This is a genomic window from Aeromonas jandaei (assembly GCF_037890695.1).
Classification (GTDB): domain Bacteria; phylum Pseudomonadota; class Gammaproteobacteria; order Enterobacterales; family Aeromonadaceae; genus Aeromonas; species Aeromonas jandaei.
The window spans coordinates 4,324,331-4,350,271 of sequence record NZ_CP149571.1 but is presented as its reverse complement, the minus strand read 5'-3'; the positions used below and the strand labels follow the sequence as shown (position 1 = coordinate 4,350,271).

Sequence of the window (25,941 nt, the reverse complement as noted above, 5' to 3'; positions counted from 1 at the left end):
GAATGACCGAACGAATGAGGTGCAGAAAGAGTGACGAGCCGAGGTCGCCCGCGTGCAGAAATGGCAGAGCCCACCAAAGGTGGGCTCTGTTCTTATACGTCTGACAGGAAGGGGTATTAGAGGAATGGCATCGCCATAAACAGCTTGATCACCATGGCGTTGATGATGTCGATAAAGAAGGCGCCCACCATGGGCACCACCAGAAACGCCAGGTGGGAGGGGCCGAAGCGCTGGGTGATGGCCTGCATGTTGGCAATCGCGGTCGGGGTGGCACCCAGACCAAAGCCGCAGTGACCCGCCGCCAGCACGGCTGCATCGTAATTTTTGCCCATGACCCGGAAGGTGACGAAGATTGCGTAGAGCGCCATCGCCACGGTCTGGGCGGCCAGCAGGATGAAGATGGGCAGCGCCAGGCTGGCCAGATCCCACAGTTTCAGGCTCATCAGTGCCATCGCCAGGAACAGCGACAGGCTGACGTTGCCGAGCAGGGAGACTTCGCGATCGCTTACTTCATGCCAGTTGAAGAGGGTGAGCAGGTTGCGCAGCAATACGCCGACAAACAGCACGCAGACGAAGATGGGCAGCTCCAGCGCACTCCCCTTGAGATAGGCGGAGAGCAGCTCGCCCCCTTTCAGGCTGATGGCGATGAGGGCCAGGGTCTCGATCAGGCTGAAGGTGGTCAGCGGGCGCTCCATATCGGGCATCTCGAAGCCTTGCGGCGCGTCGTCGCGGTTGTGCTCCTCGCCGGGCACTTCCACTTTTTTGACCAGATAGCGGGCTACCGGGCCACCGATCAGACCACCCAGCACCAGACCAAAGGTGGCGCAGGCGATGGCCAGCTCGGCGGCGGATTGCACCCCGTACTTCTCGGAGAAAGTGGCGCTCCAGGCCGCGCCGGTACCGTGACCGCCGGAGAGGGTGATGGAACCAGCCAGCAGCCCCATGTGGGGATCAAGGCCCAGCATGGTGGCCAGCGTGACACCCAGACTGTTCTGCACCAGCAGCAGGCCGGTGACCACCATCAGGAAGGTGACCACCGCCTTGCCGCCGCGTTTCAGGCTGGCGAGATCGGCAGAGAGACCGATGGAGGCGAAAAATGCCAGCATCAGCGGGGTTTGCAGGCTGGTATCGAATTGCAGCTCCAGCTGCATGGTAGAGCGCAGCAGCAGCAGGATCAGGGCAACGACCAGGCCGCCAGCGACCGGTTTGGGGATGTTGAAGGTGCGCAGCAGTCCGACACGGGTGACCAGCATGCGGCCAAGCAGCAGTACCAGAGTGGCAGCGACCAGGGTTGCGTAGGAATCAAGTTGTAACATTCAGTACTCCCATGTTGATTGGCTGTGCCTTCGGGGTGAAGACTCACAGATTCAGCCGGGATAAAAACAGTGTGGCTTATGTGCCAGCAAAGAAGGGGAAACATCTCCCCGCCCCAGCAAATATGGGGCTTGTGCGGGCCTGAAATGCTCAGGCATCCAGATGAGATTTTAGTAAAATCCGGCGGATTGTAGCAAAAAGCATCGTTTAATTCCATCTTTGTCGTATTAATGCTCGTTTTAGTGTCTTATTGTGAAATTTAACACCATTGAGGTATGGCAACTAAACGCTGAAAAGGCGCAGAGAACGGCTGTCATTTGAGGCGTCAGTCTCTATAATTCGCCGGTTTCCAGCCCGCGGCGGAAACGGACGGGATCCGAGCAGTTGGTTCGCCCCGCATGGTTTATCATTCGCGGGTTTTCGGCCCATAGAGAGGAGAGGGTGTGAAGAAGTCCATCTACATCGCCTACACAGGCGGCACCATAGGGATGCAGCGTTCCGACCACGGTTATGTGCCGATGGCGGGCTTTATGGAAGACTGTCTGGCGCGGATGCCCGAGTTCCATCGTCCCGAGATGCCGGATTACCATATCCACGAATATGCCCCTCTCATCGACTCCTCCGACATGACCCCGGCGGACTGGCAGCGCATTGCCGAGGATATTCGCGACAACTACGACAAGTACGACGGTTTCGTCATTTTGCACGGCACCGACACCATGTCGTTCACCGCCTCGGCGCTCTCCTTCATGCTCGAAGATCTGCACAAGCCGGTCATCATCACCGGCTCCCAGATCCCACTCGCCGAGCTGCGCTCCGACGGTCAGCAGAACCTGCTCAACGCCCTCTATATCGCGGCCAACTACCCGATCCACGAGGTGACGCTGTTCTTCAATAACCAGCTCTATCGCGGCAACCGCAGCAAGAAGGTACACGCCGATGGCTTCCACGCCTTCGATTCGCCCAACTATCCGCCGCTGCTCAACGCCGGGATCGCGATTTCGCTGGAAGCGGGCGAGCTGGGCGTGCCCTCCGAGCGGCCGCTGGTGCTGCACGACATCACCCCCCAGCCCATCGGCGTGGTGACTCTCTATCCGGGTATCTCCAGCGAGGTGATCGCCAACATCCTGCAACAGCCGGTGAAGGCGCTGATCCTGCTCTCGTTCGGGGTCGGCAATGCGCCGCAGAACCCGGCCATGCTGGCGCTGCTCTCCGAGGCATCGGCCCGCGGCGTCATCATCGTCAACCTGAGCCAGTGCCTGCACGGCAAGGTCAACATGGGTGGCTATGCCACCGGCAACGCCCTGTCGCGGGCCGGGGTTATCTCGGGCTTTGACATGACCGCCGAAGCGGCGCTCACCAAGCTCCACTTCCTGTTGAGCCAGGATTTGCCCTCCCACCGCATTCGCGAGTTGATGCAGCAGTCCCTGCGCGGGGAGCTGACTCCCTGAGAAACTGTCCGCGACCTTACTGCGAAGCCGTGATCAAGGCTCATGTGCTGCTCGGAATCCTCACGTATATCTATACGCTCTGGTTCCTGCGCTGCTTTTCACCTTGCTGACGTCTTCTCGCTACAGGTCGTGAACAGCTTCTGACCTCCCCACCATGGGGAGAGTGGAAAAAGAGGGGAGCCATTATGGCTCCCCTCTTTGCTGTGGCCGCCGCGGGCGGCCTGCCGGGTCAGGCTCAGTGGTTGAGGTCGACCCGAACTATCTCTTCCTCGTCGCGATACTGACGTTTGAGCTCGCTCTTGCTCTTCATCACGATCTCGCCGTCGCGGCCGATGTTCATGTGCTCCGGGTTGTCGAGGTGCATCGCCTGCCAGGCCATCACGGCTTGCAGCGATGTGGCCTTCTGCTCGTCGGTGAGGGGCTTGCCATCGGGCCACTTGCCCAGCTCGACTGCGGTCTTGAGCCGCTCGTACACCTCTGCGGGCATCTGCCTGATTGCTTGCAAAAACTCACCCTGTTGAAACGACATCCGGCCTTCTCCTTGCACATTGAGCCATGACGAATCGGGATCAGGCAGGCAGATCCTGGCGGACTACGCCAGCCATCTGCTCCATCACCCGCACTACCTGACAACTGTACCCGAACTCGTTGTCATACCATACGTAGAGCACACAGTGATCCCCCTCGGCGATGGTCGCCTGGGAGTCGACGATGCCCGCATAGCGGGAACCCACCATGTCGGAGGAGACCAGCTCGGTGCTGGCGCTGAAGTCGATCTGGCGATGCAGGGCCGAGCTTAGCGCCATCTGTTGCAGATAGGCGTTGAGGCTCTCCCGATCGGTGGCCTGCTCCAGCGACAGATTGATGATGGCCAGCGAGACGTTGGGGGTCGGCACCCGGATGGCGTTGCCGGTCAGCTTGCCCTTGAGTTCCGGCAGCGCCTTGGCCACCGCCTTGGCGGCGCCGGTGCTGGTCATCACCATATTGAGGGCGGCGCTGCGACCGCGGCGCTCCCCCTTGTGATAGTTGTCGATGAGGTTCTGATCGTTGGTGTAGGAGTGGACCGTCTCCACGTGGCCGTGGCGGATGCCGTACCGCTCCTGCATCACCTTGAGCACCGGGGTGATGGCGTTGGTGGTGCAGGAGGCGGCGGAGATGATCTTGTCATCCGGGCCTATCACCTCATGGTTGACGCCGAACACCACGTTCTTCATCTCCCCCTTGCCGGGAGCGGTCAGCAGCACCTTGCCGGCACCGCGTGCTTTCAGGTGCTCGGAGAGACCCGCCTCATCGCGCCAGACCCCGGTATTGTCGACGATCAGCGCATCGTGAATGCCGTAGGCGGTGTAGTCGATGTCGGCCGGGCTGTTGGCGTAGATCACCTGAATGAAGGTGCCGTTGGCGATGATGGCGCTGCGCTCCACATCCACTTCGATGGAGCCGTTGAAGGGGCCGTGCACCGAGTCGCGGCGCAGCAGGCTGGCGCGTTTCTCCAGATCCCCGTCGCGACCACCACGTACCACGATGGCGCGCAGGCGCAGCGGATTGGCGGCGCCGGTGCGCTCGATGAGCAGGCGGGCCAGCAGGCGGCCGATGCGGCCAAAGCCGTAGAGCACCACGTCGGTCGGCTGCGGCATCTGGCTGCGGCCAAGGGCCGGTGCCAGTCGCGCTTGCAGATAGTCCTCGATCCCCGCCTCATCCTGATGATCCTGCCAGTAACCGACCGCCAGCTTGCCAAGGTCTACCTCGGCGGCGGTGGGTTTGAGGGCAACGATGGCCTGGAGCAGGGGGAAGCTTTGCTGAATGGGGAGGGGAGCGCCCTGGTGGCGGCGAACGACCCGGTGGGCCTTGAGGATATCGATGGTGGAGGCGTTTTGCAGCGGGCGGCCGTAGAGGGTGATCTCGACCCCTTGTTGTCGGTAAAGGCGACCAATCAAGGGCTGCATGGCTTCGGCGAGCTCCTGGCTCTCCTGCCACGTTTGCAGATAGTGCTCGTGGGTCATTGACCAGATCCTTTATTTCACGTTGTTGGTGCAAATAGAAAATTCGTCGAATGCAGATCAGTGTAGGGGTGTCGATTTCGTTATAGTATTCTGCAATCGCGGCCTTATACGGCGCGCGCATTGTAATGGATATGTAACCGGTTTGCTAGCCGAAGGTGGCCACATAAGACTCCAGTTGTTGCCAGTCACTGTTATCAACCAGATGTGAGCCATGATCCCCACTGCCCTGCGACAACCTCTCTTTATCCTCTCGGCCGGCCTTGCCGTCGCCGGTTGCGATAACGATCGGCTCCACACCATCTGCAGCAATCACCCCGAGCTCTGTCAGGATCTGGTGGACGACGGCTGGTGCCGCTACGAGCGCACCGATGTCATCCGCAGCCGCTTCTATCTGCAAGAGGAGCAGAGCGATCGCCGCAGCTACGAGCTGATGCGCAGTCTGGAGCGTTACATCAAGTGCGCCGAGCACTCCACCAACATCGAGTACAAGCGGGCCCGCGAGCAGAAGAGCCCGCGGGTGGAGGGGATGCTGGCCGCCGGCGATCAGCTGGCCCGGCTCGATGCGGCGACCCGCAACTCGCAGGATCCCTATCTGCTGCTCTGGCACTGGACCAACAACAGTGACGAGCGGGCTCGCCAGCAGTTTCTGGCGCAGGAGGGGAGCAAGGGGCTGGAAGAGCCCGACCTGCAGCTGGTGCTGGCCGGTATCTATGCCAAGAGCGAGCCGGACAAGGCCATCGCCATCCTGCACCACGGCCTCTCCCTCTCTCGCGAGGGGGAGCAGGTCAACAGCCGTCTGCTCACCTCCCTCAGCACCCTCTACATGGGCCAGAAGCAGTATGAGCAGGCCTATCTGTGGGGCAAGGTGAGCGAAGCCTTCCCGAACAACCCCGAGGTCTCCGCCAAGCGTTTTGGCCTCTACTACAGCCTGAGCAAACCCCGTCAGGATGCCCTCGATGCCCAGGCGGCCGAGATCGTCCGGCAACTGCAAGGCGGCAGCTACCGACCCTGAGGAGATGATGAGCAACCCATCCGGGGCCAGCGTCTGGCCCGAGCCCTTCGACCTCTCGTTTGTGCATGGCGAGATAACCACCGATGGCCGCACCCTGGAGCGCCTCACGGTGCGCGCCGTGGTGCTGCGCGGCGACGAGCTGCTGCTGGTTCACTCCCGGGTCAACGGCGATCTGATGTTCCCCGGTGGCGGCATCGAGGCGGGGGAGAGCCACCATGTGGCGCTGGCCCGCGAGCTGCTGGAGGAGTGTGGCGCTGAGCTGCTGGACGTTGGCGCCCTGCTTGGCGAGACCCGCGAGTATCGCGCCGCCCGCGAGCTGGGGTTCGATGCCTACTGCATCCGCTCGCTCTACTATCTGTGCCGGATTGGCGAGCAGCTGGTAGCGCCGCAGCCGCAGCCCTACGAGATCCGGCTTGGCTTTGTACCCGGCTGGTTTGCGATCGACGAGGCGCTGCAGACCAACAAGACCCAACTGGCGGGGCCATGCCCCCAGTGGACGGCGCGGGAAACTCGGGTGCTGGCCCAGTTGCAGCGCTGGTATCAGCAGGGGCGCTTCGAGGAGGAGTAACCATCAGGAGTGACAAGGGAGCGCTACGCCTCTCGTTGTCGTCTATATCGGGGGTGGCACCGCGCCTCACCTACTCGTATAGAGGGCGGCTTCACGATTCAGATTGTTGCAAATAAATCGGTTGGAATTTTCTATCTGTTGCACTGGTGAGACAACTTGCCTTGCCGATGCGTCCGGCTTGCCGGCCATGCTGGCCAGAAAGCAGTGCCCGACCTGCCGCCATGCCAGCATAAATCGATGTATTCGGGAGTGTCGGCGGTCTTGATAGCGCAGCATCAGCCAGCCCAGAGATGAGCCATAAAAAGAGTTGAGTCATAAAAAAGAGCGCCTCGGGGCGCTCTTTCTATTGCTGCTGGCGAGAGGAGGTTTTTTTGACCCCTCTTTGCTGCGAGGTTATTTGACCTCTTCGCCCTTGGCTTGCAGATCCGCGTGGTAGGAGGAGCGCACGAAGGGGCCGCAGGCGGCGTGGGTAAAGCCCAGCTCCATGGCGACATCTTTCAGCTCGTCGAACTCTGCGGGCGGCACGTAGCGCTTCACCGGCAGATGGTGGCGGCTCGGTTGCAGATACTGGCCCAGAGTCAGCATGTTGACGCCGTGGGCGCGCAGATCTTTAAGTACCTCGACGATCTCTTCGTTGGTCTCGCCAAGGCCCATCATCAGACCGGACTTGGTCGGTACGTGAGGGTGCATCTCCTTGATGCGGCGCAGCAGCTCCAGCGACCACTTGTAGTCGGCACCCGGGCGGGCAACGCGGTACATGCGCGGGGCGGTTTCCAGGTTGTGGTTGAACACATCCGGCGGGGTCTCGCGGAACACCTCAAGGGCCTGCTCCATCCGGCCGCGGAAGTCCGGGGTCAGGATCTCGATGCGGGTCTGCGGGCTGTGCTCGCGGATCTCGCGGATGCAGTCGGCGAAGTGCTGGGCACCGCCGTCGCGCAGATCGTCGCGGTCCACCGAGGTGATCACCACGTACTTGAGGTTCATCTCCTTGATGGTCAGCGCCAGCTTCTTCGGCTCTTCCGGATCGAGGGGGAGCGGACGGCCGTGGGCCACGTCGCAGAAGGGGCAGCGACGGGTGCAGATGGCGCCCATGATCATGAAGGTGGCGGTGCCATGGTTGAAGCACTCCGCCAGATTGGGGCAGGAGGCCTCTTCACATACCGAGTGCAGCTTGTTCTTGCGCAGGGTGCTCTTGATGTGCTCGATCTTCTGGCTGGAGGGAGGCAGCTTGATCCGCATCCAGTCCGGCTTGCGAAGAAGTTCCTCGTTGGGATCCGGCATGAATTTCACCGGGATCAGGGCCATCTTGTCGCCATCGCGCAGCTTGACGCCCGGCTCCATACGAACGGGTTTGCTCATGATTCACTCTCGGTGTTTGTTATTGTTTGATAGCCAATCAGGCGGGCCAGCTCGGCCACCAGAATGGATTGCGCCTCGGCCACGCTTTGCGGGCCGCCCAGGGCGCTGGTCTGGGTCATGGCCATGCCCGCATAGCCGCACGGATTGATGTGCAGGAAGGGGGTCATGTCCATGTTGACGTTGAGGGCCAGCCCGTGGAACGAGCACCCCTTGCGGATGCGCAGGCCGAGCGAGGCCAGCTTGGCCTCCATGCCGAGGTCGTTTTTCACATAGACCCCGGGAGCATCAGCCTTGGCGTAGGCGACGATATCGCTTTTGGCCAGGGTGTTGATGATGGCCGTCTCCAGCGCAGTCACCAGCTCGCGCACCGAAAACTTGCAGCGGCGTACATCCACCAGTACGTAGAGCACCAGCTGGCCCGGGCCGTGATAGGTCACCTGACCGCCGCGATCACTCTGCACCACCGGGATATTGCCCGGATTGAGCAGGTGTTCGGCCTTGCCGGCCTGACCCTGGGTGTAGACGGGGTCGTGTTCGACCACCCAGAACTCGTCCGGGGTGTCGCCGGTGCGGTTGTCGGTGAAGGCTTTCATGGCGTCCCATACCGGCTGGTAGGGGCGGCGACCCAGATGTCTGACGATAAGCGTGTTCTGGGCGGGGATCCCGGATGACATGGCTTCCTCACGGCGGCTCAATGGCCAAAAACAGTCGCCCCGCAGAACGGGGCGAGAGAGACATTACAGTACGTACTTCACCAGCTCGATCTTGCCAAGGGCTGTGTACATCGCTTCGATGTGCTCCTTGCTCTGGGCAGTCACGGTCACGCGAACCGAGTGGTAGTTGCCCTTGGAGCTGGGCTGGACGGTCGGGCTGTAGGTGCCGGGGGCGTGCTGCTGCAGCACTTCAACCACCATGTCCGGCAGCGCCGGGTCGGCAATGCCGAGTACCTTGAACGGGAATTTGCAGGGAAACTCCAGCAGTTCGTCAAACTTGGTATTCATTTACTCACCTTTGGGTGTCTTCATGGCGTCGTCACGGGATGACGCACTCTTGTTTGGCGCTTGGCCGATGGCCCGCGAGGGCCGCCATCTCAAGTCTATATGGGCATGGCCCGTGCCGGGATCAAGGCCCGGATCGTCAGACATGAGTGGGGGTGGTGCTTTTTACCACAAATCGGCATGGGGCGGAACCTGCAGTTTACAGGGTTATTCACTGGCTGGAGCCACCAGAAACAGCAGCGGCGCCTGTTGGCGCCGCTGTATGGTGAGGATTGTGCGTCCCGATTACTTGAACCAGCTGGAGACCAGCATCACCAGGTAGTCCCACAGACGGCTCATCAGGCCACCCTCTTGTACATCTTCCAGGGCAACCAGCGGAACCTGCTTGATCTCCTTGTCACCCTGTTTCAGGAACACGGTACCGACGCGCTGACCCTTGGCCAGCGGCGCTTTCAGTTCGCTCTCAAGCTGGAAGTCCGCTTTGAGGTTGTTGCCCTGACCGCGGGTGACCAGCACGGAGATATCCTTGTCGACGCCCAGTTTCACTTCCGGCTTGTCGCCCATCCAGATCTTCTGGGTGACCAGTACGGTGCCCGCCTTGTAGGGGGTCAGGCTCTGGAAGAAACGGAAGCCGTAGGTGAGCAGCTTCTTGCTCTCGGCGGCGCGGGAGGCTTCGCTGTTGGCACCCAGCACCACGGCGATCAGGCGCATGCCTTCGTTGTTGGTGGCGGAGGAGACCAGGTTGTAGCCGACCTGGCTGACATGGCCGGTCTTGATGCCGTCAACTTGCAGGGACTGGTCCCACAGCAGACGGTTGCGGTTGTGCTGGGTGATGCCGTTGAAGACGAAAGACTTCTGGGAGTAGATCTTGTACTCCTCCGGCAGGTCGCGGATCAGTGCCTGACCCAGACGGGCCATGTCGTGAGCGGTACTGTAGTGACCTTCCGCATCCAGACCGTGCGGGTTCATGAAGTGGCTGTCTTTCATGCCGAGCTTGGCGGCCCAGCTGTTCATCAGGCTGGCGAAGGAGTCGGTGCTGCCAGCCAGGAATTCGGCCATGGCGACGCAGGCGTCGTTGCCGGACTGGATGATGATGCCCTTGTTCAGGTCATCGACGGAGACCTGCTTGCCCACCTCGATAAACATCTTGGAGGAGTCGGAGTAGTTCTTGAACCAGGCATTCTGGCTGATGGTCACCATGTCGGTGCGCTTGATGTTCCCCTTCAGCAGCTCCTGGCCGATGATGTAGGAGGTCATCATCTTGGTCAGACTGGCGGGCGGCAGGCGCTCTTCGGCGTTCTGCTCGGCCAGCACCTGACCGGAGTAGTAGTCGATCAGAATATGGGCCTTGGCGGAGATCTCGGGTGCGGCGGGAACAACAACCGGGTTGCTGTTCGGAGTAGGAGCCGGCATCGGGGTATTGGCCTGAGCGGTGGCGCTGATCAGTGAGGCCAGAAGAACTGAACGGGCAAATTTGGACATCTTGAAATTCCTGCGATCCAGATGGGGATAAAATGCGGGCCTAACTATACCAGATGCGCCCGCAGGTTATAGCCCGACATGGCGATCAGAACTGGTTTTTTATCCATCACTTAACGCCAGCACGCCATAAAACGACGTGATGGCGGTAAGTAAGCGGTTAGTCACACCCGCAGCAAAAGGGTAACGATCAGGGAACGATAAAGGCCTGTTCGAGGCCACCCTGACGCACTTTTTCCAATGTTTCGGCTTGCTGGTCGGCCGCAACAGGGCCAATCAGCACCCGGAAAATGGCACCATGGCTATCGATCCGGTAGGGGAGGCCATAACGCTGGGTCATCACCTTGCCCATCGCCTCGGCCCGCTGCTGGGAGCCGCTGGCCAGTACCTGGATCATCTTGCCGTCACCGCTGCTGGCAGGGGCTGCCGCCTTGGCCGGAGCCGGTTTGGTCGGTGCCGCTTTGGCGGCGGGTGCCTTGACGGGCGCGGCTTCTGCGGCCGGCGCAGCCATGGCGAGCTCGGTCGGTTGACCGATGAAGCCATCCTGTGACATCGCCTGAGGTGCAGCGGCGGCAGCCGGGGCGGTTGGCGTCATCTCGATGGGCTTCATCGGCTCCATGATCACCATCTGATCCGGGGTGTCGTTGATGAGTTCGAGCCGCACCCGCGCCTCGCCCCCCTCGATCATCTCGAGCTGTTTGGCGGCAGCGGGAGAGAGGTCGATCAGGCGACTGCTGTCAAACGGGCCGCGATCGTTGACTCGCACTATGGTCTCCAGCCCGTTGTCCAGATTGGTGACCCGCACGTAGCTTGGCAGCGGCAGGTTGCGGTGGGCGGCGCTGAACAGCTTGCTGTCCTGCACATCGCCATTGGCGGTCTTCTGGCCATCGAGGGAGGGGGAGAGCCAGCTGGCTGTGCCCTCTTCGCTGTAGTGCTTGATATCGCGCCACACCTCGAATTTCTCCTGGCCGCGCCAGTAGTCCCGGTTGCCGCTGGCACTCAGGGGCTCGGGGCGCGGGATGGCGCCGGTGGCTTGCGGGATCTCGATAACGGGCGGTTTGCTGGCGGGCGGCAGATCGACCGGGGCGGACTGTTCCGGCTGGCTGCTACTGCAGGCGGCCAGCAACAAGCTCAGGCTGAGCGGGAGGAGTTTGTGACGAAGATGCATACGCTTCCTGAATGGCTTGGCTAAGTTGATACACCGCCATCGCGTAGAGCGGGCTGCGATTGTAGCGGGTGATCACATAAAAGTTATGCCGTGCGACCCAGTATTCCGGTTCATCGGCTTGATCAAATGCCAGTAACTTGACCGGCGTCTGCGGGGCCAGCGGCGTGGCGAGCTCAATCCCTGCCGCCGCCAGTTCTGACCACTGTTGTGTCAGCTCGGGCTCTCGCCTGAGCAGGGGATCAACCGCCATCAGCCCGATCTGGGCCGGCTCGACCACCGCTTCGCCCCAGCGCCACTGGTGGCTGGCGAAGTAGTTGGCCACGCTGCCGATGGCATCAGCCGGATTGGCGAAGAGATCCCGTTTGCCATCGCCGTCAAAATCGACGGCGTAGTGGCGATAGCTGGAGGGCATGAACTGCCCCATCCCCATGGCCCCGGCATAGGAGCCCTTGAGGGTATCGAGTTGCCACCCCTCCTCTTTGGCCAGCAACACCAGCTGGGCAAACTCCTTGGCAAAGAAGTCGCTGCGCTCGGGGTAGTGAAACCCCAGGGTGTAGAGGCTGTCCAGCACCGGATGACGGCCCATCTGGCGACCGTAGAAGGTCTCGATACCGATGATGGCGACGATAAGCGAGGCCGGTACCCGATAGGTCTGCTCGGCTCGCGCCAGCGTGGCGGCATGCTGCTGCCAGAACTGCAGGCCATCCCGGATGCGATCCGGGGTGACGAACAGCGGCCGGTAGCGGTGCCAGGGCTTGGCCTCCCACGGCCGACTGATGGTGTCGAGCACCTCCTGCCTTAGCCGGGCGCTGGCCACAGCCGCCTGCAACTCGGCCAGCGGCACTTGCTGCTGTTCGGCAAGCCGAGCGAGCCCGGCAGGTTCGACGGCCGCCTCTGCCGTAAGGGCAACGAGCGAGAGCAACAACCCAGCCAGACGCATCAGGCAAGCAGTCTTCTATGAGTCTGGATGGACATCAGGATACCGAATCCGGCCATCAGGGTCACCATGGAGGTGCCGCCATAGCTCACCAGCGGCAAGGGAACACCTACCACCGGCAGGATGCCGCTTACCATGCCCATGTTGACGAACACATAGACGAAGAAGGTGAGGGTGATGGCGCCACCGAGCAGCCGTTCAAAGCTGTTCTGGGCCTGCATCGAGATAAACAGGCAGCGGCTGATGACGTAGAGATAGAGCACCAGCAGCAGCGCCACCCCCACCAGACCGAACTCCTCGCTGAATACCGCGAAGATGAAGTCGGTGTGGCGCTCGGGCAGAAACTCGAGCTGGGACTGGGTGCCCTGCAGCCACCCCTTGCCAAAGACGCCGCCGGAGCCGATGGCAATCTTGGACTGGATGATGTGGTAGCCGCGGCCGAGCGGGTCTTTCTCCGGGTCGATCAGCATCATGACCCGCTGGCGCTGATAGTCGTGCATCAGGAAGAACCAGAGCACCGGCATAAAGGCCGCGATCAGCAGCGCCGCCAGTCCGATCAGCCACCAGCTGAGCCCCGCCAGGAAGATGACGAAGAAGCCGGAGGCCGCCACCAGAATGGAGGTGCCAAGGTCGGGCTGGGCGGCAATAAGCAGGGTCGGCAGTAGCACCATGATGAGGGCTATCACCACATGACTGAGTTTGGGAGGCAGCGAGTGACGGCTGAGCCAGGCGGCGACCATGATGGGCATGGAAAGTTTCATCACCTCGGAGGGCTGAAACTTCATAAAGCCTAAGTCGAGCCAGCGCTGGGCCCCCTTGCCGATATGGCCGAATACGTCCACTGCGATGAGCAGCAGTACCACCCCGACAAACAGCGGCACCGACCAGCGGGCGTAGAGGGAGGGCGGCAGCTGGGCCATGCCGATCATCAGGGCGAAGGCAAGTCCGCCGCGCACCAGCTGGCGCACAATGGAGTCCATATCCTGGCCGGAGGCGGAGTAGAGCACCACCATGGAGAGGGCGATGACGGCCAGCAACCCCAGCAGCAGGGGCAGGTCGATGTGCAGCTTGTACCAGATACTCTGCTGGCGGGCTGAATTACTCATTGGTAGCAACCTCACTCGGTTTGGACGGCTTTTCCGGTGCCGGTGGCAGTTGTGGTTCGGGCGGCAGCAGGAAGGCATCCATCATCTGGCGTGCGATGGGCGATGCGGCACGGCCACCACCACCACCAATGGAGTTCTCCAGCACCAGCGCAACGACCGCCTTGGGGGCTTCAAAGGGGGCGTAAGCGACGAATAGCGCATTGTCGCGATGTTCCGCCTTGACGGTTTTGATGTTGTAGACCTGGTTCTCTTTCAGACCGACCACCTGAGCGGTGCCCGACTTGCCACCCGAGGAGTAGGGGGCCTTGGCAAACGACAGGCGACCACTGCCTTCGCTGCCATGGTTGACGCGCCACATCCCCTCTTGCGCCACTTTCCAGAAGCTGTCGTTCTTGAGCTTGAGGGCGATGTTGGGGTTGACCGGGGCATCGACCACGCCCGCCTGCGAGGCGGTACTCTTGAGCAGGTGCGGGGTGACGTCGTGACCGTTCTGGGTCAGGATGCTGATCGCCTTGGCCAGCTGCAGCGGGGTGGCACTCCAGTAGCCCTGCCCGATACCGATGGAGATGGTGTCCCCCTGATACCATGGCTGACGCCAGCGAGCCATTTTCCAGTCCCGCGACGGCATGACCCCCTTGCTCTCCTCATAGAGGTCGACACCGGTGTACTGACCGAAGCCGAACTTGGTCATGTAGCTGTGGATCTTGTCGATGCCGACCCGGTAGGCGAGATCGTAGAAGTAGGTGTCGGCCGATACCTCGATGGCCCGATAGACATCGAGCCAGCCATGACCCCAGCGGCGCCAGTCGCGGAACTTCTTGGTGGTGCCGGGAATGGAGAAGCTGGGGCCACCGAAGTAGCGATAGCCCGGGGTTATGGCCCCTTCGTTGAGGCCCATGATGGACATCATGGGTTTGACGGTGGAGGCGGGAGCATAGATGCCCTGGGTGGTGCGGTTGACCAGCGGCCGCGCCGGATCGTTGAGCAGCGCCGAGTAGTTGGGGCCCGAGATGCCGGTCACGAACAGGTTGGGGTCGTAGCTCGGGCTCGACTCCATGGCCAGAATGGCGCCGGTTTTGGGATCCATCATCACGATGGCACCGCGCTGGCCGGCCAGCAACTGCTGGGCCTTGAGCTGCAGCCGCACATCGATGTTGAGGTAGATATCCTTGCCCGGAACCGGTGGCTGGAATTTGAGGGTGCGGACAATCCGGCCGCGGTTGTTGACCTCGACCTCCTGATAGCCCGCCACGCCGTGCAGCTCATCCTCGTAATACTTCTCCACCCCCTGCTTGCCGATATCCTTGGTGGCTGCGTAGTTGGCGAGCTTGTCTTCCTTGTCGAGGCGCTCCACGTCGCGGGTGTTGATCTTGGCCACGTAGCCCAGCGCATGGGTGAGGGTGTCGCCAAACGGGTAGTAGCGCTTGAGGTAAGCCTCGATGCTGGCACCCGGGTAGTTGTGCTGGTTGACCGAGAAGAGCGCCACCTGATACTCGGTCAGCTTCTCGTAGAGGGCGACCGGCTTGAAGCGGCGCTGGCGCTTCACTTCAGCCAGAAACTTCTCTTTTGTTCCCTCCGGCAGACCCAGCAGGGCGACCAGCTCATCGGCGGTTTTGGCCAGATCCGGCGTCTCTTCAGGGACAATCTCCAGACTGTAGACGGGGCGGTTTTCCGCCAGCAGCACGCCGTTGGTGTCATAGATGAGGCCGCGCGGCGGCGCCACCGGCACCACCCGGATGCGGTTGGAGTTGGAGCGGGTCTGGTAGGTGTCGTAAGACTCGACCTGCAGGTAATAGAGATTGCCCAGCAGCACCAGCATCAGCACGACGATGCCGATGTAGGCTACCAGAGTGCGCCGGAAGAACAGATTGCCCTCGGCACTGTGATCGCGCATCTCGATGCGTTGTTTCAGCATGCCTTTACCTCAGAACCATTGGGGCAATAACAGCAGGAGCGGCATTGTTCACTCTCTGTGATTCGCATGTGTGTCGGGGAGGGTGAGCCACATCCTGGCTCACTCCCTGTGATACGGGTGATTAGTGGTAATGCTCCAGGCACGGTAGAGGCTCTCGGCGACCAGTACCCGCACCAGCGGGTGGGGCAGGGTCAGCGGCGAGAGCGACCAGCTCTGCTCTGCGGCTGCCTTGCACTCCGGCGACAAGCCTTCCGGCCCGCCTACCAGCAGGGCGACATCGCGGCCATCGAGCTTCCACGCCTCCAGCTGGGTAGCCAGCTGCTCCGTGGTCCATGGCTTGCCCGGAATGTCGAGGGTGACGATGCGCGAGCGCCCGGCGGCGGCCAGCATGGCCTCCCCCTCTTTTTGCAGAATGCGGGGAATATCGGCATTTTTGCCCCGTTTGCCGGCGCCAATCTCCACCAGCTCAAACGGCATATCTTTCGGGAAGCGGCGGCGATACTCTTCAAAGCCATGCTCTACCCAGGCGGGCATCTTGGTGCCCACCGCGATCAACTGAATCTTCATGTCGGTACTTTGCTGCTCTCGTTATTGCGTGTTCACTTGAGCGGCACCGCCCCACAGTTTTTCCAGCTGGTAGAAGTCACGATGTTCATCCTGCATCACATGCACGATCACCGATCCCATATCTACCAGTACCCACTCTCCGCTCAGCTCGCCTTCCACGCTCAGCAGGTCGAGCCCGGCATGACGGGCTTCACTGGCCAGATGGTTGGCGATGGCGCAGACGTGACGGTTGGAGTTGCCGGAGCAGACGATCATGGTGTCAGTGATGCTGGATTTGCCGCGTACATCGAGGGTGATGATATCGCGGCCTTTCATGTCATCAATCTTGTCGATGATAAAGGCGTGAAGTTCTTGGCCTTGCAATGAGTCTCTCCTGTATTCCGGCGCCTGACAGCGTGAGGGCGGCGGATTATATCATGGTCACTCCCGTTTCCTACCGGAACGGGACAGCTGGGGAGTCTTACCGGCAGATGGCGCGGTAGAGCCCCTGTTGATCAATATAGTGCGCAACCGGCTCGGGCAAGAGGTAGCGGGGATCTTCTCCCGCCGCCAGCAGCTCGCGCAGCCGGGTAGCAGACAATTCAATGGGTTGGTTGCTGGCCAACCAGATATGGCCTGCCCGTTGCCGGTGCAGTGCGGCTACCTCTTTGACCTGATGACGGGCCAGCAGTTCAGCCAGTTCGGCCGGATAATCGGGTTGCCAGCCGGGGCGGGTGCTCACCACCAGATGGGCGTAGTCGAGCAGCTCCCGCCAGCGGTGCCAGCCGGGCAGGCCAAGCAGCGAGTCCATCCCCATCAAAAAGCAGAGCGGCGTATCGGGCAGCTCCTGACGCAGCTCGATCAGGGTATCGATGGTGTAGGAGGGCTTGTCGCGCCAAAGCTCCCGCTCATCCACCACGAAGTGGCGGTTCTCTGCCGCCGCCAGCCTGACCATGGCCAGACGCTGCTCGCTGGAGCAGTGCGGGTTGGCGCGGTGGGGCGGTATATGGTTCGGGATCAGCCGCACTTCGGCCAGACCAATGGCATCGCGCGCCTCGATGGCGGGGCGCAGATGGCCGATATGGATAGGGTCGAACGTGCCCCCCAGCAGGCCAATAGGCGCCTTCAGCATGGCGCACTCTCCATCGCCAGCGGCAGGGGCGTACCGTCACGAAAGCCGAGGGCTATGGTCTGCAGCATCAGCCAGGCCTGCTCGGTATCAAAGCGGCGCTGGGCGTCATCCAGTTGTGCCATCAGCTGCCACAGCTGCTGCAGCTTGGCGAAGGGAAGCCGGGTCAGCGCCTGTTGAATGAGCTGCTGGCGGCTCTGCCAGATGCGCAGGCGGTTGAAGTGTTCCCCCAGTGGCTGGCCGTTGCGCATCGCCAGCGACAATTCGGTCAGTTGCTCCAGCTCGCGGCAGAGGGTCCATGCCAGCATCCCCGGCTCGGTGCCTTCGGCCCGCAGAGCGGCCAGAATGCGCTGGGCCCGGTTCACTTTTCCCTCCAGCAGGGTATCGACCAGCTGGAACGGGGTGAAGTGGGCGTGGCGGATGATGGTCTCCTGCAGATAGGTGACGCTGATGGGCTGTGGCGGCGAGAGCAGGGTCAGCTTCTCGATCTCCTGGCTCGCGGCCAGCAGGTTGCCCTCGTAGGAGTGGCACATGAAGTTGATGGCATCCGGCAGCGCCTTGAGGCCAAAGCGCTGGAAGCGGGCGCTCATCCAGCGTGGGAAGAACTTGGGCTCCGGGTGGTTGACCGGCACATAGGTGCCGATCTGGTAGAGCTTGTCGAACCAGGCTGCTTTCATCTGGGTCTGGTTGAGGCGACCGCCGCTCAGTACCAGCAGCAGATCGGGGTGGAGCTGCTTGCCAATGTCGCTGATACGGGCAGCGAGATCCTTGTCGACCTTGGCGGGCAGTTCCAGTTCAATGATTTGGCGGGCAGAAAAAAGGCTCATTGCCTGACAGGCGTCGTAGACCTGATTCCAGTCCAGCCCCTGTTCCACCACGAAGGTGTGGCGTTCATCGAATCCCTGTTTGCGGGCGACCTGACGGATGGCGTCAATGGCCTCCAGTCGCAGCAGGGGTTCATCACCAAAAACGAGATAGCAGGGCCGAAGCCCTGCTTTGAGGTGGTCACCAAATTGTTCAGGATAAATCCGCATCAGAAGCTGACCTGGCTCAACTGCCGGATCACCTGATTGGCCGCCTGCTCCTGCATCTCGCGGTTGAGCTGCTCCTGCTCACGGGAGGAGGCGAGCGCTGCATCCGGCTTGTTGAGGAAGCTGCGGTTGAAGTTGATGGGGAAAACCTGAGTCGGTTTGCCGGGCACCGAGACGGTGAACTGGGTGCTGAAGCCCAGTACATACTCGGTGTCGACACCCTGTGCGTTGACCGAGGCGACCTGACTGCTGGCACCGATGCCGCCCAGGGTCAGTACCGGGATCCCTTCCTTGTCGGCCAGGGTAACCCCTGATGCCTTGAGGCGGGTGGTGACCATCCGGTAGAAGTCGCTCTTGTTGTCGCCCACGACCTTCATGGTCTTCAGCTCGGCCGGAATGCCGGTGCCGCGCATGTGAAAACCGCAGCCTTGCAGCAGCAGGGCTGCCAGCATGATAGCCATCCAGCGGGTGAAGATGGTGCCCATAGAAAATCCTCTTTGCATTAAGGGAAAGCGGCGGGCGCAGGGCCCGCCGTTATCATCCGTTTGCTGTCACAGATTGGCAACGCTCGTTGACGACCGATCAGTTGGCGACAATGTTGAGCAGCTTGCCCGGTACGTAGATCACCTTGCGCACGGTCAGACCGTCGGTGAACTTCTGCACGGAGGCATCGGCCATAGCCAGCTTCTCGACATCAGCTTGGCTGATCTCGGCCGGAACGGTCAGCTTGCCGCGCATCTTGCCGTTGATCTGCACCACGACCAGCTTCTCGGTCTCGACCATGGCCGCTTCATCGGCCACCGGCCATGCGGCGTGATCCACGTCGTCGCCCTTGCCCAGCATCTTCCACAGCTCGAAGCCGATGTGCGGGGTGATGGGGTAGAGCATGACCACCACAGCTTCCAGCGCTTCCTGCATCAGGGCGCGATCCTGCTCGTCGTTACCCAGCTTGGAGAGATTGTTCATCAGCTCCATGATGGCGGCGATGGCGGTGTTGAAGGTCTGACGGCGACCCACGTCGTCGCTCACCTTGGCGATGGTCTTGTGCAGTTCGCGGCGAATGGCTTTCTGCTCGCTGGTAAGGGCGGCTACGTCCAGCGCGGCAACGGCGCCACCGGAGACGTGCTCGAAGGTAGTGCGCCACAGGCGACGCAGGAAGCGCTGGGCACCCTCTACGCCGGAGTCGGACCACTCCAGCGTCATCTCGGCCGGAGAGGCGAACATCATGAACAGACGGACGGTATCGGCGCCGTAACGCTCGACCATCAGCTGCGGGTCGATGCCGTTGTTTTTGGACTTGGACATCTTGGTCATACCGGAGTGAATCACTTCGCGGCCTTCGTTATCGATGGCCTTGGTGATGCGACCCTTCTCGTCACGCTCTACCTTGACGTCGGTAGGGCTGACCCAGACGTTGCCGCCCTTCTCGTCCTTGTAGTAGAAGGCGTCGGCCAGCACCATGCCCTGGCAGAGCAGGCGCTTGAACGGCTCGTCGCTGTTGACCAGCCCTGCGTCACGCAGCAGCTTGTGGAAGAAGCGGGCATAGAGCAGGTGCATACAGGCGTGCTCGATGCCGCCGATGTACTGATCCACCGGCAGCCAGTGGTTGGCAGCAGCCGGGTCCAGCATGCCCTTGTCGTAGTCCGGGGAGCAGTAGCGCGCGTAGTACCAGGAGGACTCCATGAAGGTGTCGAAGGTATCGGTCTCGCGGAACGCTTCCTGACCGTTGTAGGTGGTCTTGGCCCACTCGGCGTCGGCCTTGATCGGGCTCTGGATACCGTCCATCACCACATCTTCCGGCAGCAGCACCGGCAGCTGATCTTCCGGAGTCGGCACTACGGTACCGTCAGCCAGAGTCAGCATCGGGATGGGGGCACCCCAGTAGCGCTGACGGGAGACACCCCAGTCGCGCAGACGGAAGTTGACGGTGCGCTTGCCCTTGCCCAGCGTTTCCAGCTTGTTGGCGATGGCATCAAAAGCGCCCTGGAAGTCGAGACCGTCAAACTCGCCGGAGTTGAACAGCACGCCCTTCTCGGTGTAAGCGGCTTCGCTCACGTCTACGTCGCCATCAACCGGCTTGATGACCGCCTTGATGTCGAGGCCATATTTGGTGGCGAATTCGAAGTCACGTTGATCGTGGGCCGGAACTGCCATCACGGCGCCGGTGCCGTAGTTCATCAGCACGAAGTTGGCGACCCAGACCGGCACCTTGCGGCCATCCAGCGGGTGGATGGCGTAGAGGCCGGTGGCCATGCCCTTCTTCTCCATGGTGGCCAGTTCGGCTTCGGCTACCTTGGTGTTCTTGCACTCTTCGATAAAGGCGGCCAGTTCCGGGTTGTTTTCGGCGGCCTGCAGGGCCAGCGGGTGGCCAGCGGCGATACCGACATAGGTGACGCCCATGAAGGTGTCCGGACGGGTGGTGTAGACCTCCAGCTGCTCAGCCTGACCCTCGATGGCGAAGCTGATGTTGACCCCTTCGGAGCGGCCAATCCAGTTGCGCTGCATGGTCTTGACCATCTCCGGCCAGCCTTCGAGGTTGTCGATGTCGTTCAGCAGCTCTTCGGCGTAGTCGGTGATCTTGATGAACCACTGGGGGATCTCTTTCTGCTCGACCGGGGTGTCACAGCGCCAGCAGCAGTTGTCGACAACCTGCTCGTTGGCCAGTACGGTCATGTCGTTCGGGCACCAGTTGACAGAGGAGGTCTTCTTATAGACCAGACCCTTCTCGTAGAGCTTGGTGAAGAACCACTGCTCCCAGCGGTAGTAGTCCGGCTTGCAGGTGGCGACTTCACGATCCCAGTCATAACCCAGACCCAGCATCTTCAGCTGGTTCTTCATGTATTCGATGTTTTCGTAGGTCCAGGGGGCCGGCGCAGTGTTGTTCTTGATGGCGGCGTTTTCCGCCGGCAGACCGAAGGCATCCCAACCGATGGGTTGCAACACGTTCTTGCCATTGAGGCGTTGATAACGGGAGATCACATCACCTATGGTGTAGTTGCGAACGTGCCCCATGTGTAGACGACCAGACGGATAGGGGAACATGGAGAGGCAGTAGAACTTCTCTTTGTCTACTTTCTCCACGGCCTTGAAGGTTTTCTTGGCATCCCAGTGCTTCTGCACTGCTGGTTCGATTGATTGGGGAACGTATTGCTCTTGCATTGGTGACATCCGGATCTGTGAAATGAATAGATAAATCAGCTGGGAAATCGCAATAGAATACCCATATCCTGCGGCGGCAACAACCGCCAGCATCCGTCAAGCCTGAAGCCGGGCCAGAAAGGGATTTAGCAGAGGAGTAACAGCCATGGACAAACGTCAAAAAGGGTATGAAACCTTCATTGCCGAACTGCAAAAGCAGTGGCAAGAGACAGAGCAGTTCCAGGGGGAGCGCCTCAACCGGATGATTGCCCGCGTTCAGGCCTATCTGGAAGCGGCCAGTGACCTCACTCAGGACGAGCTGGCGCTGATTGCCGAGTATGTGAAGCGGGATCTGGGCAACTATGACGAGGGGCGCCATGACGATAGTGCGCAGGTGGAAGAGTCTGCCTTTATGCTGGCCCTCAAAGATACCGCCTGGTCATGGCTGGCGGATGTGACCGACCGCGCCCAGGTGGAGTGGCGCGAGCTGGCTGACGAGCTGGAGCACAAGGGTGTTTACGAAGCGGGCGATTGGGTGGGGCTGGGGGTCATGGTGTGTGATCAGTGTGGTTGGCGCCATACCGTGCTCCATCCCGAGCAGCTCGATACCTGCCCCGAATGCGGCTGCGCCGAATATCACCGCGAACCGCTCTCGCCCTGATCCCGTCGTTTTAGTAAGGCTGCTTGCAAGAGGCACCTTCGGGTGCCTCTTCTCATGTGGCTAAGGGGGCTGCTTTCCCGAGCGGATCACAGTAGCCTTGTGGCCCGGCGGGGTTGGCTCGCCTTCAGGGCGTTTATCAGGTGCAAGGAGTCATCCCCATGTTGAGCGAGATCTGGATCCGGGGCTATCGGTCGGTGCGCAAGCTATCCATGCCCCTTGGCAGGATCAATCTGGTGCAGGGGGCAAATGGCTGCGGCAAGAGCAACCTATACAACGCCATTCATCTGTTGGCGAGCGCAGCCAGCGGAGAGCTGGCGCGAGCCATCTGCGCCGAAGGGGGCATCAGCCAGACCATGTGGGCAGGAGGCCTGCGTCCTGGCGATCGGGCGGATGCCCCCAAACGCATTATTCTCGGGATGCAGGCAGATCTGTTCGGTTATGAGCTGCAGATAGGTTTGCCCCCACCGCCGGTCAGCCCCTATTTCGCCTTCGATCCCGAGATCAAGCAGGAGGAGGCGTGGCTGGGGGAGCGCCGCTCCCCCTCCAACCGGTTGCTGATGCGGCGCAATCAGGCGGTCAAGGTGCTCGGCATCGACGGCGACAAGGTGGACTATGCCCCCGGCATGCTGCCCCACGAGTCGGTCTTTGGCCATCTGGCCGAGCCGGAGCGCTATCCCGAACTCGCCAGATTGCGCCACCTGCTGAATCAGTGGCGCTTTTATCACCACTTCGATATCGCTCCCGGCTCCCCCCTGCGCAGTCCGCAACCGGCGATCCGCACTCCGGTGCTGAGTCATGACGGGCGGGATCTGGCTGCGGCCTTTGCCACCATCGTCGAAATTGGCGATGCCCGATTGCTGCACGATATTCTCGCCCGTGCTTTTCCCGACGCCAGCTTCCACGTGGGGAACAGCGAAGCGGGGCTCGAGATGATGATGACGCGGGAGGGGTTGCGTCGTCCGCTGCGGGCGCGCGAGTTATCCGATGGTACCCTGCGCCTGCTCTGCTTGACAGTGGCCCTGCTCAGCCCGCGCCCGGCACCGCTGGTGGTACTGAACGAGCCGGAGAGCAGCCTGCATCCCGATATGCTGCCGGCACTGGGCCGGCTGATTGGCGAAGCGTCGCGCCACTCCCAGCTCTGGGTGACTACCCATAGCCCGGTGCTGGCACAGGCGATCGAAGCCCATGCGCCGTGTCGCCACATCCCTTTGCAGATGATTAACGGGGAGACCTGCCTGCATGATCCAGCTCGTCGCGAGTGGCGATTTGACGAGGATTAAAGGGTCTGAAATTGCGGGGCAAGAGATGAAAAAACGGCGCCCCGGGCCATGCGTTGACCCGGGGCGCCGTTAGTCAGGCAGGATTACTTGCCAGCGACGGAGAGTCCACCAAAACGGATAAGCGGGGCGTAGAAGCCCTTGCCATCGTTGTGGTACAAGGTATCGCCGACCGCTTCCAGCTCACCCAGCAGGCGGTAGAAGTTGCCCGCCACCGTGATGCCGCGTACCGGCTGCAGGCGAACCCCATCGCGGCAGAGGAATCCCGATGCGCCAAAGGAGAAGTCGCCGCTCACCGCATCGGCCCCCGAGTGCAGACCGTCCAGCTTGACCAGCTCCAGGTAGTCGCCGCTCCGCACCTCTGTTTCGCTGTGGGGGCCGGCGCCAAACACCAGATGGCGAGCGGTCACATCGAGGGCGCTGCGGGCGCCGCGGGCGGCCGAGCCGTTGCTGGCCACACCAAAGTGACGGGCGGTGGCGCTGTTGTGGAGCAGGGTTTTCAGCTCACCGTCGCCAATCAGCAGCAGATCCGAGGTAGCTGCTCCCTCGCCATCAAACGCCTTGATGTTCATGCCGCCCGGCATATAGACCCGGCTCTCCAGAGTGAGCCAGCGCGAGGCGACGCTCTGCCCCACCTTCTCCCGCCATGGGTTGATCCCCTGCTGGGCCCACTTGCCGGACAGCACCCCCTGAAAGCAGCCAAACAGGCTGGCGAAGCAGTTGGTACTGAAGATGACGCTGTAGCGACCGCTTGGTACCGCTTCGCCCGGCAGCAGGTCGCTGGCGACGGCGTAGATCTGCGCGATGAGCCGCTGGCTATCCAGCTCGTCGAAGCGACGGCCATACTGCCCCTGCGAGTGCATCGACTGGCGACCATCCCGTTCGACCAGCGCCGAGGTGTAGCAGCCGACGCTGAACTCGCCGTGCTGACAGAGGGTACCCTGACTGTTGGCGAGCCAGAGCTGGCTCTCCCCTTCAAAGAAGCTGTTGTAGGGGGCGCCGCTCACATCGGGCATGGCCAGCATGTCTGACTCCAGGCGCAGGGCCAGAGCGATCTTCTCCTCAGCCGGCGTGGTATCGGGCTGGTTGATCTCGGCGCAATCTGTGGTGATCCGGCTATTGGCCACCGAGATGCGCTGATCCGGATCCACCTTGGCAAAGCGGCTGGCATCCAGCGCATCCTGCAGCATGGCATCGAGCGCCGCCTCATCGAGCGCTTCCGAGTAGGCGATGCCGACCCGGCCCTCTTTTATCAGGCGAATGCCAAGCTGCTGACTGCTGGTCACCTTGTATTCGCCGAGCTCGCCCTTGTCGGCCTTGAGGGAGAAGGCTCTCTCCTGATTGGCGATGATGTCTGCTTCGGCGTTGAGATCGGCCACTTTGTCCAGCAGGCGGGTGAGCAGTTGATTCATGTCGATGGTGCTCATCAGGCGTTCCCTCCCACCAGAATATTGTCCACTTTGAGGGCCGGCTGGCCCACCGAGGTGGTGACTGAGCCCGAGACCGAGCCGCACATGCCGGCGGCCAGCGCCAGATTGCTGCCCACCATGGAGATCTCTTTAAGCACCTGCGGGCCGGTGCCGATCAGGGTGGCCGACTTGAGCGGCTTGGTGATCTTGCCGTGCTCGATGAGGTAGGCCTCCTGCACGTTGAAGTTGAATTCACCGGTGCCGGGCTGTACCGAGCCGCCCCCCATCTTTTTGGCGTAGATGCCGTGCTCCACCGTGGCCAGCATGTCGTCGAGGCTGTGGTTGCCCGGCTCGATATAGGTGTTGCGCATGCGCGAGGTGGGAGCGTACTTGTAGGATTCACGCCGCCCGGAGCCGGTGCGGGCGTAACCGGTTTTGAGGGCGCCCATTCTGTCCACCAGAAAACCGGTCAGCACGCCGTCCTTGATGAGCTGGGTGTGCTGGGTTGCCATCCCCTCGTCATCGACGTTGATGGAGCCCCAGACGTTGCCTTGCAGCCCCTCGTCCACCGCATTGACCACCGGATTGGCGATAAGCTGGCCCATCTTGTCGTGGAATACCGAGGCCTTTTTGGCCACCGAGGTGGTCTCCAGCAGGTGGCCGCACGCCTCGTGGAAGATGACGCCGCCAAAGCCGTTCTCCATGATGACCGGCAGGGTGCCGCTCGGGCAGGGGGCCGCTCCCAGTTTCACCAGTGCCTGACGGGTGGCGGTGAGCGCCAGCTCGCGCGGATCGATGCGCTCGGCATGTTCCCAGCCCATCAGGGCGCCCGGCGCCTCATAGCCGACGCTCTGCTCGCTCCCTTCCCGGGCGATGGTCTGGGCCATGATGCGGTTGTAGTGGCGGCGATCGGCTACCTGTAGCCCTTCGCTGTTGAAGATCTCCACCTCCTGCTCCCAGCCCAGCACGTTGCCGGAGAACTGGCTCACTTTGTCGCTCTCGGCGCGGGCCACCGCATCCATGGCGTGCAGATAGGCGATCTTCTGCTCCAGCAGCTTGTCGGCCGACAGGGGCAGCTCGACCGGGTTGCGGTCGGTCAGGCGGGTGAAATCGAAGGCGGTGGCGGTCACCACCGGGTCGCGGCGGTCTTTGGCCGCCAGCAGGGTGACGATACGCAGCAGCTCGTCGCGGCTGGCCAGATTGGTGTAGCCGTAGAGCACCTTGTGGCCATAGCAGAGGCGCACGCCGATGCCGAAATCGAGGCCACCGCTGATGTTCTCTATCTGGCTGGAGAGCAGGCTGAGCTGGCTGCGGCGCTTGCGCTCGACAAACAGCTCGGCGAAATCAGCCCCGAGCGCCAGCGCGTGATCGAGCACGTCGCGGGCGATGGCGGGGGCCAACAGGGAGAGTGGCGTCATAGGATCTCCTTTTCTGGGCGGG

At 61.7% G+C, this 25,941-nt stretch carries 24 protein-coding genes; 5 read left to right on the top strand and 19 right to left on the bottom strand.

The window, feature by feature from the left end:
- Window positions 1-116: 116 nt before the first annotated feature.
- On the bottom strand, window positions 117-1,316 hold the full coding sequence (gene gltS / locus WE862_RS20450) for a sodium/glutamate symporter (protein ID WP_042029850.1): 1,200 nt from the start codon (window positions 1,314-1,316) through the stop codon (window positions 117-119).
- A 441-nt stretch (window positions 1,317-1,757) separates the two neighbouring features.
- On the opposite strand from gltS, the gene ansA reads away from it, so the two are divergent.
- Window positions 1,758-2,765 carry an asparaginase gene (gene ansA / locus WE862_RS20445; RefSeq protein ID WP_005354141.1) on the top strand — a complete coding sequence of 336 codons (1,008 nt, stop codon included), beginning with the start codon at window positions 1,758-1,760 and terminating at the stop codon, window positions 2,763-2,765.
- A gap of 235 nt (window positions 2,766-3,000) precedes the next feature.
- Here ansA and WE862_RS20440 read toward each other — a convergent pair whose 3' ends face one another.
- Window positions 3,001-3,294 carry a YeaC family protein gene (locus WE862_RS20440; protein ID WP_011707127.1) on the bottom strand — a complete coding sequence of 98 codons (294 nt, stop codon included), beginning with the start codon at window positions 3,292-3,294 and terminating at the stop codon, window positions 3,001-3,003.
- A gap of 40 nt (window positions 3,295-3,334) precedes the next feature.
- On the bottom strand, window positions 3,335-4,768 hold the full coding sequence (locus WE862_RS20435) for a glyceraldehyde-3-phosphate dehydrogenase (RefSeq protein ID WP_042029848.1): 1,434 nt from the start codon (window positions 4,766-4,768) through the stop codon (window positions 3,335-3,337).
- A 211-nt stretch (window positions 4,769-4,979) separates the two neighbouring features.
- Here WE862_RS20435 and WE862_RS20430 point away from each other — a divergent pair, with 211 nt between their 5' ends.
- Both WE862_RS20430 and WE862_RS20425 read left to right on the top strand, forming a co-directional pair.
- Window positions 4,980-5,780 carry a DUF2989 domain-containing protein gene (locus tag WE862_RS20430; protein WP_042029847.1) on the top strand — a complete coding sequence of 267 codons (801 nt, stop codon included), beginning with the start codon at window positions 4,980-4,982 and terminating at the stop codon, window positions 5,778-5,780.
- A 7-nt stretch (window positions 5,781-5,787) separates the two neighbouring features.
- Complete coding sequence (locus tag WE862_RS20425; RefSeq protein WP_156128647.1) at window positions 5,788-6,348, top strand: NUDIX domain-containing protein; 561 nt, start codon at window positions 5,788-5,790, stop codon at window positions 6,346-6,348.
- 393 nt (window positions 6,349-6,741) lie between these two features.
- Here WE862_RS20425 and lipA read toward each other — a convergent pair whose 3' ends face one another.
- The 14 genes from lipA to leuS form a co-directional block, all read right to left on the bottom strand.
- Window positions 6,742-7,707 carry a lipoyl synthase gene (gene lipA / locus WE862_RS20420; protein WP_041209955.1) on the bottom strand — a complete coding sequence of 322 codons (966 nt, stop codon included), beginning with the start codon at window positions 7,705-7,707 and terminating at the stop codon, window positions 6,742-6,744.
- Window positions 7,704-8,381 (bottom strand): lipoyl(octanoyl) transferase LipB, encoded by a 678-nt coding sequence (gene lipB / locus WE862_RS20415; protein ID WP_042029845.1) that lies wholly within the window; start codon window positions 8,379-8,381, stop codon window positions 7,704-7,706. The genes lipA and lipB overlap by 4 nt, the downstream gene beginning before the upstream one ends.
- Before the next feature lie 63 nt (window positions 8,382-8,444).
- Window positions 8,445-8,708, bottom strand: a complete 264-nt coding sequence (gene ybeD / locus WE862_RS20410) for a DUF493 family protein YbeD (protein WP_005348100.1) — start codon at window positions 8,706-8,708, stop codon at window positions 8,445-8,447.
- Between the two features lie 282 nt (window positions 8,709-8,990).
- The gene (locus WE862_RS20405; protein ID WP_339058668.1) at window positions 8,991-10,187 is read right to left on the bottom strand and encodes a D-alanyl-D-alanine carboxypeptidase family protein; all 1,197 of its coding nucleotides are present in this window, start codon (window positions 10,185-10,187) and stop codon (window positions 8,991-8,993) included.
- Window positions 10,188-10,374: 187 nt separating this feature from the next.
- On the bottom strand, window positions 10,375-11,352 hold the full coding sequence (locus WE862_RS20400) for a septal ring lytic transglycosylase RlpA family protein (protein WP_042029844.1): 978 nt from the start codon (window positions 11,350-11,352) through the stop codon (window positions 10,375-10,377).
- Window positions 11,291-12,292 (bottom strand): lytic murein transglycosylase B, encoded by a 1,002-nt coding sequence (gene mltB, locus WE862_RS20395; RefSeq protein ID WP_339058667.1) that lies wholly within the window; start codon window positions 12,290-12,292, stop codon window positions 11,291-11,293. Before mltB ends, WE862_RS20400 begins: the two co-directional genes overlap by 62 nt.
- Window positions 12,292-13,395 carry a rod shape-determining protein RodA gene (gene rodA / locus WE862_RS20390; RefSeq protein ID WP_042029841.1) on the bottom strand — a complete coding sequence of 368 codons (1,104 nt, stop codon included), beginning with the start codon at window positions 13,393-13,395 and terminating at the stop codon, window positions 12,292-12,294. The genes mltB and rodA overlap by 1 nt, the downstream gene beginning before the upstream one ends.
- Window positions 13,388-15,310: a penicillin-binding protein 2 gene (mrdA, locus tag WE862_RS20385; protein WP_041209959.1), complete on the bottom strand. Its 1,923-nt coding sequence runs from the start codon at window positions 15,308-15,310 to the stop codon at window positions 13,388-13,390. The genes rodA and mrdA overlap by 8 nt, the downstream gene beginning before the upstream one ends.
- 99 nt (window positions 15,311-15,409) lie before the next feature.
- The gene (gene rlmH / locus WE862_RS20380) at window positions 15,410-15,877 is read right to left on the bottom strand and encodes a 23S rRNA (pseudouridine(1915)-N(3))-methyltransferase RlmH (RefSeq protein ID WP_005335166.1); all 468 of its coding nucleotides are present in this window, start codon (window positions 15,875-15,877) and stop codon (window positions 15,410-15,412) included.
- Between the two features lie 21 nt (window positions 15,878-15,898).
- Window positions 15,899-16,240 carry a ribosome silencing factor gene (gene rsfS, locus WE862_RS20375; protein ID WP_033112713.1) on the bottom strand — a complete coding sequence of 114 codons (342 nt, stop codon included), beginning with the start codon at window positions 16,238-16,240 and terminating at the stop codon, window positions 15,899-15,901.
- 97 nt (window positions 16,241-16,337) lie between these two features.
- Window positions 16,338-16,988, bottom strand: coding sequence for a nicotinate-nucleotide adenylyltransferase (gene nadD / locus WE862_RS20370; RefSeq protein ID WP_041209960.1), 651 nt, complete (start codon window positions 16,986-16,988; stop codon window positions 16,338-16,340).
- On the bottom strand, window positions 16,982-18,019 hold the full coding sequence (gene holA, locus WE862_RS20365; RefSeq protein WP_042029835.1) for a DNA polymerase III subunit delta: 1,038 nt from the start codon (window positions 18,017-18,019) through the stop codon (window positions 16,982-16,984). Before holA ends, nadD begins: the two co-directional genes overlap by 7 nt.
- The gene (lptE, locus tag WE862_RS20360; protein ID WP_033112710.1) at window positions 18,019-18,501 is read right to left on the bottom strand and encodes an LPS assembly lipoprotein LptE; all 483 of its coding nucleotides are present in this window, start codon (window positions 18,499-18,501) and stop codon (window positions 18,019-18,021) included. The genes holA and lptE overlap by 1 nt, the downstream gene beginning before the upstream one ends.
- 97 nt (window positions 18,502-18,598) lie before the next feature.
- Window positions 18,599-21,175: a leucine--tRNA ligase gene (gene leuS / locus WE862_RS20355; protein ID WP_042029834.1), complete on the bottom strand. Its 2,577-nt coding sequence runs from the start codon at window positions 21,173-21,175 to the stop codon at window positions 18,599-18,601.
- Window positions 21,176-21,320: 145 nt separating this feature from the next.
- Between leuS and WE862_RS20350 the strand changes: the two genes are divergently transcribed.
- Together WE862_RS20350 and WE862_RS20345 are read left to right on the top strand one after the other, a co-directional pair.
- Window positions 21,321-21,815, top strand: coding sequence for a zinc ribbon-containing protein (locus tag WE862_RS20350; protein WP_042029833.1), 495 nt, complete (start codon window positions 21,321-21,323; stop codon window positions 21,813-21,815).
- A gap of 158 nt (window positions 21,816-21,973) precedes the next feature.
- Entirely contained in the window at window positions 21,974-23,095 is a 1,122-nt protein-coding gene (locus WE862_RS20345) for an AAA family ATPase (protein ID WP_042029831.1), read from the top strand.
- An 83-nt stretch (window positions 23,096-23,178) separates the two neighbouring features.
- On the opposite strand, the gene WE862_RS20340 is transcribed toward WE862_RS20345, so the two are convergent.
- On the bottom strand, window positions 23,179-24,519 hold the full coding sequence (locus tag WE862_RS20340) for a TldD/PmbA family protein (RefSeq protein ID WP_042029830.1): 1,341 nt from the start codon (window positions 24,517-24,519) through the stop codon (window positions 23,179-23,181).
- Window positions 24,519-25,919: a TldD/PmbA family protein gene (locus WE862_RS20335; protein ID WP_339058666.1), complete on the bottom strand. Its 1,401-nt coding sequence runs from the start codon at window positions 25,917-25,919 to the stop codon at window positions 24,519-24,521. The genes WE862_RS20340 and WE862_RS20335 overlap by 1 nt, the downstream gene beginning before the upstream one ends.
- Window positions 25,920-25,941 lie beyond the last annotated feature (22 nt).

Bases quoted from the DNA above. Each gene is read 5' to 3' on its own strand.
- rlmH (WP_005335166.1), bottom strand. From the start codon at position 15,877: ATGAAGATTCAGTTGATCGCGGTGGGCACCAAGATGCCCGCCTGGGTA.
- WE862_RS20430 (WP_042029847.1), top strand. From the start codon at position 4,980: ATGATCCCCACTGCCCTGCGACAACCTCTCTTTATCCTCTCGGCCGGC.
- ybeD (WP_005348100.1), bottom strand. From the start codon at position 8,708: ATGAATACCAAGTTTGACGAACTGCTGGAGTTTCCCTGCAAATTCCCG.
- WE862_RS20335 (WP_339058666.1), bottom strand. From the start codon at position 25,919: ATGACGCCACTCTCCCTGTTGGCCCCCGCCATCGCCCGCGACGTGCTC.
- WE862_RS20350 (WP_042029833.1), top strand. From the start codon at position 21,321: ATGGACAAACGTCAAAAAGGGTATGAAACCTTCATTGCCGAACTGCAA.
- mrdA (WP_041209959.1), bottom strand. From the start codon at position 15,310: ATGCTGAAACAACGCATCGAGATGCGCGATCACAGTGCCGAGGGCAAT.
- WE862_RS20405 (WP_339058668.1), bottom strand. From the start codon at position 10,187: ATGTCCAAATTTGCCCGTTCAGTTCTTCTGGCCTCACTGATCAGCGCC.
- rodA (WP_042029841.1), bottom strand. From the start codon at position 13,395: ATGAGTAATTCAGCCCGCCAGCAGAGTATCTGGTACAAGCTGCACATC.
- WE862_RS20435 (WP_042029848.1), bottom strand. From the start codon at position 4,768: ATGACCCACGAGCACTATCTGCAAACGTGGCAGGAGAGCCAGGAGCTC.
- WE862_RS20340 (WP_042029830.1), bottom strand. From the start codon at position 24,519: ATGAGCACCATCGACATGAATCAACTGCTCACCCGCCTGCTGGACAAA.
- nadD (WP_041209960.1), bottom strand. From the start codon at position 16,988: ATGCTGAAGGCGCCTATTGGCCTGCTGGGGGGCACGTTCGACCCTATC.
- gltS (WP_042029850.1), bottom strand. From the start codon at position 1,316: ATGTTACAACTTGATTCCTACGCAACCCTGGTCGCTGCCACTCTGGTA.
- lipB (WP_042029845.1), bottom strand. From the start codon at position 8,381: ATGTCATCCGGGATCCCCGCCCAGAACACGCTTATCGTCAGACATCTG.
- WE862_RS20345 (WP_042029831.1), top strand. From the start codon at position 21,974: ATGTTGAGCGAGATCTGGATCCGGGGCTATCGGTCGGTGCGCAAGCTA.
- WE862_RS20440 (WP_011707127.1), bottom strand. From the start codon at position 3,294: ATGTCGTTTCAACAGGGTGAGTTTTTGCAAGCAATCAGGCAGATGCCC.
- WE862_RS20400 (WP_042029844.1), bottom strand. From the start codon at position 11,352: ATGCATCTTCGTCACAAACTCCTCCCGCTCAGCCTGAGCTTGTTGCTG.
- mltB (WP_339058667.1), bottom strand. From the start codon at position 12,292: ATGCGTCTGGCTGGGTTGTTGCTCTCGCTCGTTGCCCTTACGGCAGAG.
- WE862_RS20425 (WP_156128647.1), top strand. From the start codon at position 5,788: ATGAGCAACCCATCCGGGGCCAGCGTCTGGCCCGAGCCCTTCGACCTC.
- leuS (WP_042029834.1), bottom strand. From the start codon at position 21,175: ATGCAAGAGCAATACGTTCCCCAATCAATCGAACCAGCAGTGCAGAAG.
- lipA (WP_041209955.1), bottom strand. From the start codon at position 7,707: ATGAGCAAACCCGTTCGTATGGAGCCGGGCGTCAAGCTGCGCGATGGC.
- holA (WP_042029835.1), bottom strand. From the start codon at position 18,019: ATGCGGATTTATCCTGAACAATTTGGTGACCACCTCAAAGCAGGGCTT.
- lptE (WP_033112710.1), bottom strand. From the start codon at position 18,501: ATGGGCACCATCTTCACCCGCTGGATGGCTATCATGCTGGCAGCCCTG.